This is a genomic window from Levilactobacillus hammesii DSM 16381, assembly GCF_001434395.1.
Lineage (GTDB): Bacteria > Bacillota > Bacilli > Lactobacillales > Lactobacillaceae > Levilactobacillus > Levilactobacillus hammesii.
The window spans coordinates 306130-320012 of sequence record NZ_AZFS01000061.1; the positions used below are offsets into that span (position 1 = coordinate 306130).

General features: G+C 50.5%; 15 protein-coding genes. 6 read left to right on the plus strand and 9 right to left on the minus strand.

What is annotated here, in order from left to right:
* The first annotated feature begins 9 nt into the window (after positions 1-9).
* The 4 genes from FD28_RS10150 to FD28_RS10165 all read left to right on the plus strand — a co-directional run bounded on the left by FD28_RS10150 (position 10) and on the right by FD28_RS10165 (position 3988).
* Positions 10-939, plus strand: a complete 930-nt coding sequence (locus FD28_RS10150; RefSeq protein ID WP_057734930.1) for an osmoprotectant ABC transporter substrate-binding protein — start codon at positions 10-12, stop codon at positions 937-939.
* A 2-nt stretch (positions 940-941) separates the two neighbouring features.
* The gene (locus FD28_RS10155; protein ID WP_057734931.1) at positions 942-1604 is read left to right on the plus strand and encodes an ABC transporter permease; all 663 of its coding nucleotides are present in this window, start codon (positions 942-944) and stop codon (positions 1602-1604) included.
* A gap of 696 nt (positions 1605-2300) precedes the next feature.
* Positions 2301-3650 (plus strand): hypothetical protein, encoded by a 1350-nt coding sequence (locus tag FD28_RS10160; RefSeq protein ID WP_083478170.1) that lies wholly within the window; start codon positions 2301-2303, stop codon positions 3648-3650.
* A gap of 119 nt (positions 3651-3769) precedes the next feature.
* Positions 3770-3988, plus strand: coding sequence for a hypothetical protein (locus tag FD28_RS10165; protein WP_057734932.1), 219 nt, complete (start codon positions 3770-3772; stop codon positions 3986-3988).
* A 110-nt stretch (positions 3989-4098) separates the two neighbouring features.
* On the opposite strand, the gene FD28_RS10170 is transcribed toward FD28_RS10165, so the two are convergent.
* The 4 genes from FD28_RS10170 to FD28_RS10185 all read right to left on the minus strand — a co-directional run bounded on the left by FD28_RS10170 (position 4099) and on the right by FD28_RS10185 (position 6734).
* The gene (locus FD28_RS10170; protein ID WP_057734933.1) at positions 4099-4854 is read right to left on the minus strand and encodes a hypothetical protein; all 756 of its coding nucleotides are present in this window, start codon (positions 4852-4854) and stop codon (positions 4099-4101) included.
* Positions 4847-5557: an ATP-binding cassette domain-containing protein gene (locus FD28_RS10175; protein ID WP_057734934.1), complete on the minus strand. Its 711-nt coding sequence runs from the start codon at positions 5555-5557 to the stop codon at positions 4847-4849. The genes FD28_RS10170 and FD28_RS10175 overlap by 8 nt, the downstream gene beginning before the upstream one ends.
* Positions 5550-5924 (minus strand): GntR family transcriptional regulator, encoded by a 375-nt coding sequence (locus FD28_RS10180; protein ID WP_057734935.1) that lies wholly within the window; start codon positions 5922-5924, stop codon positions 5550-5552. Before FD28_RS10180 ends, FD28_RS10175 begins: the two co-directional genes overlap by 8 nt.
* Before the next feature lie 165 nt (positions 5925-6089).
* Positions 6090-6734 (minus strand): Crp/Fnr family transcriptional regulator, encoded by a 645-nt coding sequence (locus FD28_RS10185; protein ID WP_057734936.1) that lies wholly within the window; start codon positions 6732-6734, stop codon positions 6090-6092.
* A gap of 88 nt (positions 6735-6822) precedes the next feature.
* On the opposite strand from FD28_RS10185, the gene FD28_RS10190 reads away from it, so the two are divergent.
* On the plus strand, positions 6823-7377 hold the full coding sequence (locus FD28_RS10190) for a hypothetical protein (RefSeq protein ID WP_057734937.1): 555 nt from the start codon (positions 6823-6825) through the stop codon (positions 7375-7377).
* The gene (locus tag FD28_RS13350) at positions 7374-7526 is read left to right on the plus strand and encodes a hypothetical protein (RefSeq protein ID WP_235806887.1); all 153 of its coding nucleotides are present in this window, start codon (positions 7374-7376) and stop codon (positions 7524-7526) included. Before FD28_RS10190 ends, FD28_RS13350 begins: the two co-directional genes overlap by 4 nt.
* A gap of 139 nt (positions 7527-7665) precedes the next feature.
* On the opposite strand, the gene FD28_RS10195 is transcribed toward FD28_RS13350, so the two are convergent.
* The 5 genes from FD28_RS10195 to FD28_RS10215 form a co-directional block, all read right to left on the minus strand.
* Positions 7666-8175 carry an LPXTG cell wall anchor domain-containing protein gene (locus FD28_RS10195; protein ID WP_057734938.1) on the minus strand — a complete coding sequence of 170 codons (510 nt, stop codon included), beginning with the start codon at positions 8173-8175 and terminating at the stop codon, positions 7666-7668.
* Positions 8176-8202: 27 nt separating this feature from the next.
* Positions 8203-9264 carry a WxLIP family cell surface protein gene (locus FD28_RS10200; RefSeq protein WP_057734939.1) on the minus strand — a complete coding sequence of 354 codons (1062 nt, stop codon included), beginning with the start codon at positions 9262-9264 and terminating at the stop codon, positions 8203-8205.
* Between the two features lie 120 nt (positions 9265-9384).
* On the minus strand, positions 9385-10173 hold the full coding sequence (locus tag FD28_RS10205; RefSeq protein WP_057734940.1) for a WxL domain-containing protein: 789 nt from the start codon (positions 10171-10173) through the stop codon (positions 9385-9387).
* Positions 10174-10633: 460 nt separating this feature from the next.
* Entirely contained in the window at positions 10634-12169 is a 1536-nt protein-coding gene (locus tag FD28_RS10210) for a hypothetical protein (protein WP_057734941.1), read from the minus strand.
* Between the two features lie 262 nt (positions 12170-12431).
* On the minus strand, positions 12432-13277 hold the full coding sequence (locus FD28_RS10215) for a GRP family sugar transporter (protein WP_057734942.1): 846 nt from the start codon (positions 13275-13277) through the stop codon (positions 12432-12434).
* Positions 13278-13883: the final 606 nt, after the last annotated feature.

A 13883-nucleotide genomic window follows, 5' to 3' on the forward strand; every position in this document is an offset into this window, starting at 1 on the left:
AGGTCCGTCATGCGAAAACATTTACGTCAATGGCTAGCCGGACTTCTGTTAGTCATCGTACTCTTACCCATTGGTGGTTGTAGCCTACCTGGTCTGAGTGGCTCCGGTAACAATACCGTCCGCATCGCCTCGCAGAACACAACCGAGCAACAGATCATGGCCTACATGATTCAAGGCATGATCGGCCACTACACCAAACTCGATTCAACCATCGTCAATAACCTTGGTTCTGGGAATGTGAGTTTCAATGCGCTTAAGAACGACAACGCTGATATTTCTTCCATTCGTTTCAACGGGACCGACTTGACCACCATTCTGAACGAAAAATTCGAACGGGACCCATCCAAGGTCAATTCAATCGTGACCCAGCAATTTGAAAGTCGTTACCACATGACTTACTTCAAATCTTACGGGTTCGCCGATACCTACGCCTGGATGGTCAAGAAGAGTTACGCCAAGAAACACCACTTGAAGACCGTCAGTGACCTACAGAAGCTCGCGCCTAATATGCGGGTTGGGATTGACCAAATCTGGCAGAACCGTCAGGGTGACGGTTACCCCGCCTTTCAAAAGGATTACGGCTTTAGCTTCGGCACCGTCTACCCGATGCAAGTCGGCTTACTCTACGATGCCCTGTCGGCTGGTAAAATGGATGCCATTCTGGGTTATTCCACCGATGGCCGGGTCGGCAGTTACGACCTGACGATCCTGAAGGATGACCGCAACTTCTTCCCACCATACGATGGGAGTCCGGTCGCCACCGATGCGATCCTCAAGAAGCATCCTGAGTTAAAACCCGTGCTGAACCGCTTGGTCGGCAAGATTTCACTAAAGACCATGCAGGACTTAAACTACAAGGTTGATGACCAACTGGAAGAACCACAAACCGTGGCCACTGATTTCTTGAAACAACACCACTACTTTGAAGGGGGGAACTAGGCATGAAAGACATGGGCTTATTCAGTCAGTTAGTTTACTATTTCTCGCATAACGGGATGTACGTCCTCAGTCAATTCAACCAAACGTTCCTCGTTTCCATCTACGGGGTGCTGTTTGGGGCCATTGTGGGAATTCCCATTGGGATCTGGATCTCACAAAACCGGAAGCTATCCCCCATTATCATTGGGATTGCCAACGTCATTCAGACCATTCCTTCCCTGGCCATGCTCTCCATCCTGATGCTAGGCTTGGGGCTGGGACAAAATACGGTCATCGCCACCGTCTTCCTCTACTCGCTACTGCCAATCGTGAAGAACACCTACACGGGCATGCTGAGTGTCGATCAAGACGTGTTGGATGCTGGTAAGGGGATGGGGATGACCCGTTTTCAAATCATGAAGACGATTCGAATCCCGCTGTCCCTATCCGTGATCATTGCCGGAATTCGTAACGCCCTGGTTCTCGGAATTGGGATTACCGTGATCGGGTCCTTCATTGGTTCCGGTGGTCTGGGGGACATCATTGTCCGCGGGACCAACGCCACTAACGGGGGCGCCATTATCCTGGCAGGGGCACTGCCAACTGCGCTGATGGCGATCATTACCGACCTGGTACTCTCCTTCATCGAAAAGCGGCTGACGCCGAAGACTTCTTCGGAAAACTAGGCTGAACACTACACGCCGGCGGATAAGAGATGTTGAACATTAAATTAGTCATCAACCGTCACCTGCGGCTGCCAGAAATTCCGGCTGCTGTGGGGACCGCCTATGGCCTAAGAAGCGGTCCTCCGGCTCGGTTTGAAGCCCGGCACAAATCGCCGGTCTCCAAACACGTCCCACGCTGTAAGCCGATTCTCGGCTAACACCGTTGTCACGGCTGCCTGCATCTCTGGCCTCCTCCGGTTAAGCTGGTGATTAAACTTAACACTAGTGAAACCATCGCTGGCATAACCAAGTTCTGTGTAGCCGTGAGTGAGCCAAATTTGGACTCAGCCGTGGGATTTTCCAAGTGTTCTGCTTGGAAAATGGCGACTTTGAGACGTGAATTTTTCGGCTCAAAGCGAGGCCTGAGACCGCCCTTTGGCTCAGGCCGTCCTGCCCACCGCGTTCCAGTTCAAATTTGGCAAACGGTAAGGCGGCATTCCAAAGCTATGTTGCCTGTACGCTAAGCTTCAACTAAATTGCATGTCATCATGGGGTTGGCGGTCACCGCCAACCCCATTTGTTTATCCTGCCGCCAAGGGGGACTAGCCGTTCATTCTGACAGCTTAGGATCTGCCCGTCAGAAAACACGCCATCCGACCATTCTGTAAATCTTTGTTATACTTGAACAAACTGTAAACGAAAGAGGGATTCTATCCCGTGAGACGATTTAAACAAGGTGCCATTGATTTTTCCGTCGGCACCCTTAATTTCCTAGCGAACATTGGCATCATGCTGCCCTACGTGTTGATTCTAGCCAAGTGGCAACAGACGCAAAGCGAGACGTATCTGATTGCCCTGGTAGCTTTTTACATTTCCCGTGCCGCCAGTATCTTTTACACCAAACGACTCAATCTCAAATCCAGCACCTACCTCATGCTCAGTCTGACGCTGGGTGCGGCCGGTAGCCTGATCTTTGCGGCTACTGCCCAACTGGGCTGGCTCATCGCGGGGAGTCTCCTGTGGGGCTATAGTGCCGCCACCATTTGGCCGTATTTTTTGACGGTCAAACTCCATCTGACCCACACCGCGAACTTTAAGATGAAGCGACTTTACTGGCTCATCTTCGCCGGACTGGCTCTAATTGTCGGCGCCGATGTGCTGGCCAAGTTCAACTACAACCTCACCTTTACCTTGCTGGGACTCCTCTATCTCGCGGCGCTTCCCGGTGGTCTACTCTTGGACAACTTCACCAGTGACTTCTACCGGGCAAGCCCCCACCAAATTCACGGGCTCTCACAGACCTGGCGCTGGGTACTGTCGCTGATCTTCTTCGGGGTCATTGCCGTACTGACAACCTTGCGCAAGGCGTCCGTCACCCTTCCCAGTTGGCTAACCCTAACTATCATTGGGGTGGCTCTGCTGATCTTGGTCATTGAGTTGATTGCCGATTGGCACGTTCTGCCGAGCTACAAGATGCGGCTCTTAAACCGGGGCTTTCTGGTGAGTCTGGTGCTCCTATTTAACGGATTCTTTGCCTACTTTTATCTAGGAAATGCGGGGATGTATGCCGTATTTGCCGTCTACATGTTGGGGTTTGAAACGGGCTACACGGTCTTCAATCTTTTAGGCCGGCACAATGCCCACCGTGCCCGAAAATACAGCCTGATCAGCCTGATGGTGGGTCAGATTCTCCTCCTGATTCCTGGGGTGGGCAGCTATCTATTGGGATTGTTGCTGATTACGCTCTACGTAGGCTACGACAACCCGACCATCAACGAGACCCTCTACCGTCTCGACAGCATTGACGCTGACAGTGCCATCATCCACAAATACCGGTTCTCAACCTATGGCGGTCTCCTGTGCCAGCTGGTCATGTTCGGCCTGCTGGTCGGCGTAAGCGCGGTCACCCACCTGTCAATTCTGTCGTTCTTCAAACCCAGCAGTGGCGTCAACTTCAACCTCTACTTTTACGGGCTGAGCTGGCCACTGGTACTGATCTCTCTGCTCATTTCATTGGGAAACCTACATTCTCTACCAAGCGAAAAACAAGCGATCCAGTCTGAATAGGACTGGATTTTTTGTCGCTCGTTTACAATTTAATTTATAGTGCAAACTAATTTACTTGGACCGGCGCGTTTGTTATAGTTTAGCTATCTGCTAAACCCACGGAGGAGAGTCTACTAACCATGAAAAGCAAGCTGGTTTCAGTCCACACGACCATTCAACGCCTTCCCTTATATCAGTGGCTAGGCCTCTTCATCAGCTTTAAGGTGGTCTGGTGGTTTCAAGGTCTCTTAGACCTAGAGGAACTCGGCTGGTTGAGCGCCTTCATTCAATTCTTGTTGGGAATTGTTTTATTTGTGGGGGTCACCGGACTGGCCAACTCCGAACGCACCCGGCGTTAACCCTGAATCCGGCTTGGCTTAATTACTGGTAACACAAAAACCAGATCCCCCGATGATTCAACATCGTCCGAGGATCTGGTTCGCGCTTCTATTCGCTGGTTATTGTGAGTTTAGTTGGGAATCGTTTCAACCCATTTTTTCAAGATCAAGATATTCAAGATGGCTTCGACCGCCGCAACCACGAGCACCCCGACAATATTAATCAAGAGCTGCGTCGTCCCACCACCAGCAATCAGCTGACCAACGTTGTTGAATTCATGGAACAGGAATGCGGTGATCCGAACGACTAGGAAAATGACGACCACGTACAGAATGAAATTAATCAATCGCCGACTGGTATTTGGTAAGAAATTATTCGTGGCGCTAATCACCAAGTGGACCAGTGACACCGTGGTCCAGCACAGAATCACGAACGCAAGTCCCAGAATCACGAACCCCACGACTCCCTTGATAGCCTGGCCAGTCGTGATACTTGGTTCACCAAAAAACTTCATCAAATAGCGATTGTCGATAGCCTCCGCTACGGCGTACATCACCAGCTGAATCACGCCAAAGTAGATAAACATGATCAGTGATGCGGCCAAATCCGTCAAGTACAGCTTGGTTTCACCCAACGGCAATAGGCGGTAAGTATCGCGGGTATAGACCCGCTCCGTCTGGATGGCTAAGAGGATAAAGGCGAGGATAAACGCCAAGATGGACCAAGCAACCGTCGTCCAAAAGATATCGCCCGCTTGGATGCCATCCGTGGCAAACGCCCACATCATCGTTGCGATGACCAACGCAAAATCACCCACAATCAGCCAATTCATGATGCGAAAGCGGCCACGGCTCATGACCTTAAACAAAGCACCAAAACTAGTCATGCTGAACACTCCCCTCATACAAGCTCTCATAGTAGGCCTCAATCCCCATGCCGAACTCTTCACGCACGGCATCACTTTCCTTGTGGGCATACACGGTCTGGTCCTTAACCACCACAATTTCATCCAGGATCGGTGCGATCTCGGAAACGTAGTGGTCACTGATGACCATCGTGGCATCATCCGGCTTCCACTTGATAATACTGCTGATAATTCGTTTGCGACTCATACTGTCAATGCCGCTGAAGGGTTCATCGAGCAGGTACAGGTTGACCTGACGCGCCAGGGTGAGCGCGATGATGACCTTTTCCTTCATTCCCTTAGACAGTGCGGCCAGCTTCAAGCTGGTGTCAATCTGCAGGAAAGTCACCAGCTCCTCAAACCGAGCCCCGTCAAAGTCCGGGTACACCGTCCGGTAAAAGTCGGCCACCCGATCAACACGCGTGTTCGCCGTAAAACCACGCAACTGCTCAGTGAAGCTGACATGGCTGCGATGGTGAGCGGCTTGCGTGTCCCCACACACCGCAATCGTGCCCGTCCCCTTGGCACTACCCGTAATCAACCGCATCAGCGTTGTCTTCCCGGCCCCGTTCTCCCCGAGGAGACCGACGATCTTGCCGGCTTCGAGGGTCAGGTCAACGTCATGGAGAATCGTTTTAAAGTTGTGTTTATAACCCAGTTGATCGATTGCTAAAACATTAGTCATCCTGTTGCCCCCTTTGTGCGATATATTGTTTTAGACTCGCCATAATTTCTTCATCTGTTAAGTTCAGGGCATGTAACTGCTCATAAGCCTGTTCCACCTGTGTCATGACTAATTGCTCCTTTAGCTGTGTAATCCGCGACGCCTCCAAGGTGACGAAGTTCCCCTTGCCACGTTGTGAGGTCACGATTCCGGCCGTCATCATTTCTCCGAGGGCACGCTGAACGGTGTTGACGTTGACCGTCAAGTCCACCGCCAACTGGCGCACAGCCGGTAATTTTGCCCCTGGTGCGAGTTGACCGGTTATCATTTCCTGATAAAGAACGTTTTTGATCTGTATGTAAATGGGAACCTTATCATCAAATTGCACGTTCAGGCTTCCTCTCTAGTGTCTTATTTTACTATTACACTATAACATCCGTGAGACCTTTTTTCAACCACCTGGCCTAAATCGCGCCTACTTTTGCCCACAGATTCACGTGCCAGGACGACCTAAAAAAGCCCGCAAAGGTCATTTTGCGGGTCGGACGTTACTCTAATGTAAAGTGATTCGACGACCATCAATCTCCAATAGGCCATCGGTAGCCAGTTGCTTGAGTTGCCGACTCAGCGTCTCCGGCGTGATCCCCAAAAAGCTGGCGAGTTCCTTCTTCTTTTCGGGCAATGTGAACTGCGTGGCTTGCTTCTCTTGCCCCACCTGCTGGAGATAGGCCAAGACACGGTTTTTAGACTTCAGATTACCCGTCAACGCACTGACGGATTCCAACGCGGTCAGCCGGTCTCCCAAAATGTTGAGCAGATTAAAGGCCACGGTTGGCACGCGATGCAAGAGCGCCTGAAAGTCGGCACGACCAATCGAGCAGATTTTGGTGTCTTCAACGGCTTCGGCATAGTTAAAATGGTCTCGCTGACTGAACAACGCGGCCTCACTGTCAATAGCGCCCCCTCGCAACATGTAGAGGACCTTCTCCTTGCCATTCTCATTGAGCTGATACACCTTCACGCGGCCCTCATCAATGATCAGCATGCGATCGAGGGGCTGCGTTGGGTCGTAGAGCACACTGCCCCGCTTAAATTCCTGCTGGTGCACCGAAATCTTCGCCAATTCCGCAATATCAGCGTCGGTCAGGCCTTTAAAAATTGGCGCTTTCTGAACACATTTAAATGGGTCGTGAGTCATCTTTTTCTCCCTTTCTTGATAATTATCAAGTTTTTATTTTGTCCTTCATTATACACTAGATCTATCAATTCAAGGAGGTCATTTGACCATGAAAACTTATCAAGCAACCATCGTGCCACTCAACGAACAAGCGATTGGAACCGCGGCCCACGGAACGGCTCGTTTTACCATCAACGGCGACCAGCTAACCATTAATATTGAAATGTTCGATACGCCAGCTAACCTGCAACATTGGGAACATTTCCACGGTTTTCAAGACGGTCAACCCGCTGAAATCGCGACGATGGCCCAGGACGTTAACCACGACGGTTTTGTTGACCTCCCCGAGACCGGTGCCGTTTCTGGCACGACGATGGTGCCCTTCGATGCCGCACCGCATGAGATGAACGTCCCCAACGACAACTACCCCGTGGCCGATGCGAACGGGTACTTTGCCTACACCAAGGTCGTGCCACTAGCCGCCTTGGAGGCCAAGTTCAAGGAAACCTTCAACGATAGTGACTTGGCGCTCGATAAGCGGGTCATCTACATTCATGGCGTGACTGATGACGTTGACCTACCTGACACGGTGGCCGGTGCGGTCGGTCATTACTCAACCCACGTGACGTTGCCGATTGCTGTTGGCAAGATTGTGGCCCTATGATGCGACATCTCATCCGGCGGGTTCTTGCGGTGCTGTTTTACCTGGTAGTGCTACTGCTGGTGATCTTTCACCAAAATATGCTGGCCATGTACGGCATGGCGGTGGGCATGCTGCTAGAAGCACTCGTCATGCTACGGGCCAAAGGGTAAAGTCATTGAAGAATTGGTTATAAATGCTACCTGATGATAACGGGACTACCTTTGTGGGTGGTCCTGTTTATTTTGGCAAAATGATCGACAAAAAACGACGCTACCTACCGGCAACGTCGTTACGTGTTAAGTCTCAAATTTATCGATTCTCACGGAGCAACCGTGCTTGCCACCGAACAACGGCCAGCAAGACCATCGCAATCAACAGGAACAAGCCAAAGACGCTGGCTAAAAAGACCTGTGATTCACCCGTTTGGGGTAACCGACCCGCAACAAGATCCGCTGTCCCAGAATGGACAACGCTCGCTACGGCACCGGCGGGCTTATTGGCCGTCGAGTGGTGACTGGTAACACTAGTGGTCGGATTATGCCCGTTGGGGATGTCACCATTGATATCGGCGCCATCACCACCATTGATGACAGTACCACCATCACCATTGGGATCAATCGTATCACCATCGTCACCGGTATCAACAGCGGGATTGCCACCGCCGCCACCGCCAGATGGATTGTTATTCACAATCGTAATTCCCACCTGCGTGCCCGTGGAATCACCACTATCGGTAGACTCAGCAAATGCCGTGGTTCCAAACCCTAGTCCTAGAGCCACCGCCACCACTGCCACAAGTCGCCTAATGATCTTCTTCATGACCGCCGCCTCCTTTCGAGACTGCCTTTACTTCTCTTCCTCTTCTTCGTTCTTACGTCGCTTACGCCGAATCAGGTAAATAATCAACAGAATCAGGAGAATCAGGATCAACATACCCAGAGCACCCAGTGCCACTAACAGCCAAATATTAACACCCGTGTTATCGACGGAGTTCTTGTTATAGTTGTTAGCCTGTGCTTGCGTAATCGTAAAGTCGCGGTCAAAGACCCATTCATGATCGGTGTTCTTCACAACCATGTGTAAATGATAATGCCCCGCCTTTAACGCTGTCTTCCCATATAGCATTGGATAACTATACGTGGTGTTAGGCGCCATCTGGACATTCTCTTGTTTGGCCTTTTGAACAACTCCTCCACCGTCACGATTGGTGATTGTGGTCGTCGTTTTCAAGTTAGGGATAATCACCGACGTTGTATTACGGATATCCGCAATCACACCACGATGATAATTACTTAATCCCGCTCCAACCTTTCCTAAACTCATTGACGGATTGGGAACTTTCCCCATTGTGTACTTCATTCCGATGACGTAGGAATACTGACTCTTTAGATTACCGGCACCTTTGACATTACCCGTAACCTTACTATCCGTCCGCTGGAAATACCACCCACCGAGGATAACGCCGTTAAAGCTAGTCTTCGGAATCTTAACCTCTGCGGTGACTAACCGGGAACTTCCTGCAGGAATGGTGATTGTTTTCTTCCCTTGAATTTTGGTAATGTCGCTCATCTTATAGCGCAACGATGAATCATACGATTTCGCAGAATTAACATAGTCGATAGTTCCAGCCGCACTCGTCCAGGCTGTATGAATCGCCGTTTTTACGTTAATTTCTTCATTCGTCACATTATAAACTCGAACCTGTAACTTCTGCGTTTGATTCGAATTCATCCTTAAATCAAAGAATGAGTTTTGTTTATTTATTTGATTGCTCGGCAATTTGGCCGATACATTATAACCAACATTATTTGCAGCCGCATGAGCCGTGACCCCTGTTGAAAACATTCCCACAAAAGCCAAACTAATGGCGGCTAGTATGACTAACCAACCCCGTCTAAGTCCTTGCATCCTTACACCCCTGCCTTACCCTAGTTAATGCATCTTCTGTAATATCTTTATAATACTACATTCATAAGCAAAAAGGTGTTCATTCGCACAGAATGGACACCTTTAATCGCATTTTGATTATTACTTGCCTGGGGTGTCACTCAAGGTCCAGTTCAATTGGCCAGTGTAAGTACCAGTTGCAACGTTGGTAGGAACATTCAAAGTAACATTGGCAGGATCCAATTGCATAGTCGTTGCACCGGCACCAAAGCCAGTCTTAGCTGAGTAGATTGTGCCTGGCGTACCATCAGTTGCTAATGCACCAGTATCTGCTTTGTCAATCGTAGTTCCATCAGCAACGGCAGAGTTCTTAACAGTTGCCTTGCTACCATCAAGATCAAGCGTTGCACCCTTAAGTACACCAACCTTAGAATCGGTTAAAGCTGAACTGTTAACCGTAACCGTCCAACCAGCGTTAGACCCACGAGTATCAGAAACTTCAGTTAACAGGTTAGCGTTACTTGCAAAGGCTCCGTTAGTAACCTTAACAACATTGGTTGTCCCGTCAGCATTTTTACTACCGTTATTAATACTCTGCGTAGTGCCAGAAGTCTGTGCCTTGATTGGCGCATCAGCGGAACCAAAATCAATGGAATTAGAAACAAACAGGAAAGTTAAGTCACCGCTTGGCGTAGTCCCACCGTTTGGATCCTTTGGATCAGTTGTATTGTCTGGATCAACTGGCTTAGTTGGGTCAGTTGGATCAACTGGTGTAGTCGTTGTGTCAGGCTTAGCAAAGTGAACAGTACTGTTCGTTGTCCCGCTAAGACCAGTGCCAGTATCCGTTGTTGCCGCGTTAGCTGTAACTGGTGCAATAGCCCCTAATAATAATGCACTTGCTAATAAAATACTGCTTAATGTCTTCTTCATAATATAAGCACCCCTCAATGTTTGTTTTATCCCTCAAAGTCTCACACATCGATATTTAATAATCCTGATTGCCCCGTAACTACTAGTCATCGCAAAGATTGGCTTCGCTTAGTTAATGGGGGATCATTTCGCAACCGATCTCCTAGTTGATGGTTACGCTTTACTAAATATGTAACAAGTTCATTATAGCGTGAGAAGGTCTGCCTGTAAATAGTTTTTTTATTTAAAAATGAAACTTTTTTAGAAAATAATCATTTCTGCTATAAAAACTGTTATATCAAGGCATCTGAGCCCATTGAAGTTTGTTAACAAAACTAATTCCGTCCGTTATTTTTCAGCGTTTTATTGAATGTGGTCAAAAATTAGTCAGGTGATAACGGATGACGCCCCCCTCTCATCAAACCATCGAACTATTTCGCCAATAAAAAAAGCGGCCCAGACCTTGTCCGGACCGCCTACTCTAATTCTCTTCAGTTAACAGTTGCGCCACAAGTCGCTGTGTGGCGGCAGTTCGTCCCGCTTGTCGATCCTGTTCCAACAGGTAATACCGGTGCAGCGCAGATAACGTCACGGCCTCATCCGCGGCCGGCAGGGCATATAACCGATGATAGGCCGCTGCCACCGCCGTAAACTCATTTTCCCCATCAATGAGCCGGCGTAGTTGCGCTGGCGTGACGTGGTTTTTCCGGGCGGGGACCCAGCCGGCCGTGGGTTGCCGCTCTAAACGTTGTTGCAAAGCCCGTCTTAATCTCGCTGGCCAATCCGTCGGTAGCGATTGACCCTGTTCTAATCGTGTTTTCAAGGTTAGAAGCTGGGGATATACTGCAGCCGGTACTTGCCGGCCTTCCCAACAACGTTGCAGGTCCCCCAAACGTGCCTGTCGCTGAGCAACCGGCAGATCAAAACCGATGACCGCGTTAAACACGTCATCATCCCAATCCCGTTGGCGTTGGGCGGCCAACCGGCGACTGATACGATTCAGATCAGCCACCAGGTAGCGCGGTACAATCTGCAACCGAGCCGCCTTAATTTGACCGGTTCGCGCAAACTCGGTTGCCATCACACCTAATTGGTAAGAATTCACCAATTTCCGCAACGCCACTGGCATCGGAATCGCTGCTAACTCCTGCTTAAACACCGCCAGCGTTAAATGCTGCGTCAACAGGCCCGCTACCGCTGTCAGATAAGTTTGATAGTCCGCAGAGGCGCGTAGTGTCCGTTCCGCCGCCGTTTGCGCCGAATTTGCTGCCTCCCAGGCGGCCTGTTCTTCCTTGGCGGCTAAATCCTGGGCCGCACGCTGCTTCACCTGCACCCGCTGCCGTTGAACCTGTTCGGCCTGCTGATCCGCCGATTGTAGCTGATCGTATTCCGTCAAATACGGGGCTAATTGCGCGTCTGGCAGCGTCTGTGTCCGATGCCGTAAATAACCTGTGACCGTGGCTTGCGTGCCGTTGTGCACCCAACGTTGCCGTCTCCGGTGGGTTTGTGGCAAATGCGGCAGTGCATCTTTGGTCCACAGAATTTCTGGCACCACCGGATATTGCGCCGTCAGCGTGTCATACTGGGCGACCGCGTGGAAATTATCCTCGGTCGTAATGGCCATCAGATACTGCATTTCATCACTCATAAACTTCTTAACACACTCGGACCCCACCAGGATCTCGTGGCCGGTCGCCCGCAACACCACGTGGTATTCGTAGCGCACCGGCTTATGACACAGCGCACAGTGGTGCCAGTCCATGCGGCGATCACTGGCATTGATAGCGTAGGGCAATCGGGCCAACAATTTCCAAGCCAGACTCCCCGTCACCAGCCAATCCACGCGCTGCTCCTGAATCGTCTCCCTGGCCGAGCGAGTCAAAAAGTCACTGGTGTCTTTAACCGTCGGATGGTCACGCAGCACCGGTAAGACCCGGGTCAGCGCTGGTAGTTCTAGGGCTGGTTGCGTCAGTTGTAGGAACCGGTTCTGCGCCGGCGTGAGAAGGGTGGTTGCCATCAAAAATCGTCCTTTCCGAGTTCAAAAGTCATTCTGTAAGCATACCACAACTCGCCATTTAGGGGAACGTACGTTTAATAACTCATCAAAAAAAGAAGCGTCCCTAAGGACACTCCCAACCCCAACTAGCCTAAGAAATAGTTGCTCGCATTCAGCGTGTACTTAACCTTCTTATCATTTAGGTAAACCGTTGCGTAATTGAAAACAAAGAAGAAGCCTCATTCTATGACGTTCTCTGACAGAAATCACGCCTTATAAATTTTTAAATATGGACCATCATGACGGCCCCACCGATCAGAATCGCCAGCCCAATTGCCTTGGGAATCAGCTGTTTGAGATTGGCTTCCTTTAAGATCACCACGCTCAGTAGGGTTGCGACTACGACGTTTAACTGGGTCAGAACAAAGCCATTCACCAACCCGTTGAGGTTCAGCGACATCAGATAGGTTCCCGCCGCCACGGCAAAGATAAAGCCCGAGGTAATATTGCGCAGCCCCCACGGATCCTGTCCCGGAATTCGTTTCCGCCCAACCAGGTAAATCGTCAGGGCACCGGCCATCATCCCCAAGGTCTGTGGCAAGAAGCCCGTCAAGCCCTTGCCCACCGCATAGTGAGGGAATCCGGAATAGCCCCAGTAACCCACACAGGTCACCACCAGCAGCGCATAAGCACCGAGATCCTTACGGGAAACGTGAATGACACCGTTGCTAATCATCACCCCGGCGAGAATGATCATCAGCGCAATCACGCCCAACGCGCTATCGTGCCAACCCACCCATTCGCCAAAGACCCAGCCACCAATCAGGGAGTTCCCAATAATCTGCAGAGCCGTCGAGAACGGAACGGCGTTGTTGACCCCTAAGGCACCATATCCCCAGTACTGGCCACCTTGCCCAATACTCCAGCAGACCCCTGAACAAAAATAGAGGAGAAAATCAGTCACGTTGAGATCATAGTGAAAAATCAATTGGAGCACAATGGCACTGATCACGCCCCCCACACTGGTTCCCAACAGCTGTTCCGTCCAGTTGCCCCCGGTCCGTCCCTGCATCCAAATGGGCAGAATCCCCCAAAAGAGTGCTGGCAAGAGACCAATTACGATATTCATTCCGTTCGCCTCGTTTCCGCCTTCAATAGGTTTAATCGTACGCCTTTAATGAAAGCGCTGTCAATAACGTTTATTCTGCTTTTGTCCCATGCATGCCACACCAAAAAACGGCACCGCTGTCACCCTAAAGGGTAATAACGATGCCGACTTGATTTGATTTCAATATTGATGATACTTGGCCGCCTTGCCGTTCGCCAAATTTGGACTAGAACGCGGTGGGCAGGACGGCTCGAGCCACAGAGCGGTCTCGGGCCTTGCTTTGAACCGATAACCCGCGTTTCAAAGACACCATTTTCCAAGTAGACCACTTGGAAAATCCCACGGCTGAGCCCAAATTTGGCTCACTCACGGCTTCACAGAATGTCACCCATAACCTGGGATGAACATTGCCAGTCCACTGATGTGAGTATCACCGTTATGGTTCAGAATTAGCTTAACCGGAGGAGGCCAGAGATGGAGGCAGCCGTGACAACGGTGTTAGCCGATTCTTCGGCTTACAGCGTGGGACGTGTTTGGAGACCGGCGAACTCTGCCGGGCTTCAAACCGAGCCGGAGGACCGTACTTCAGGCCGCAGGCGGTCCCCACAGCAGCCGGAATCTCTGGCA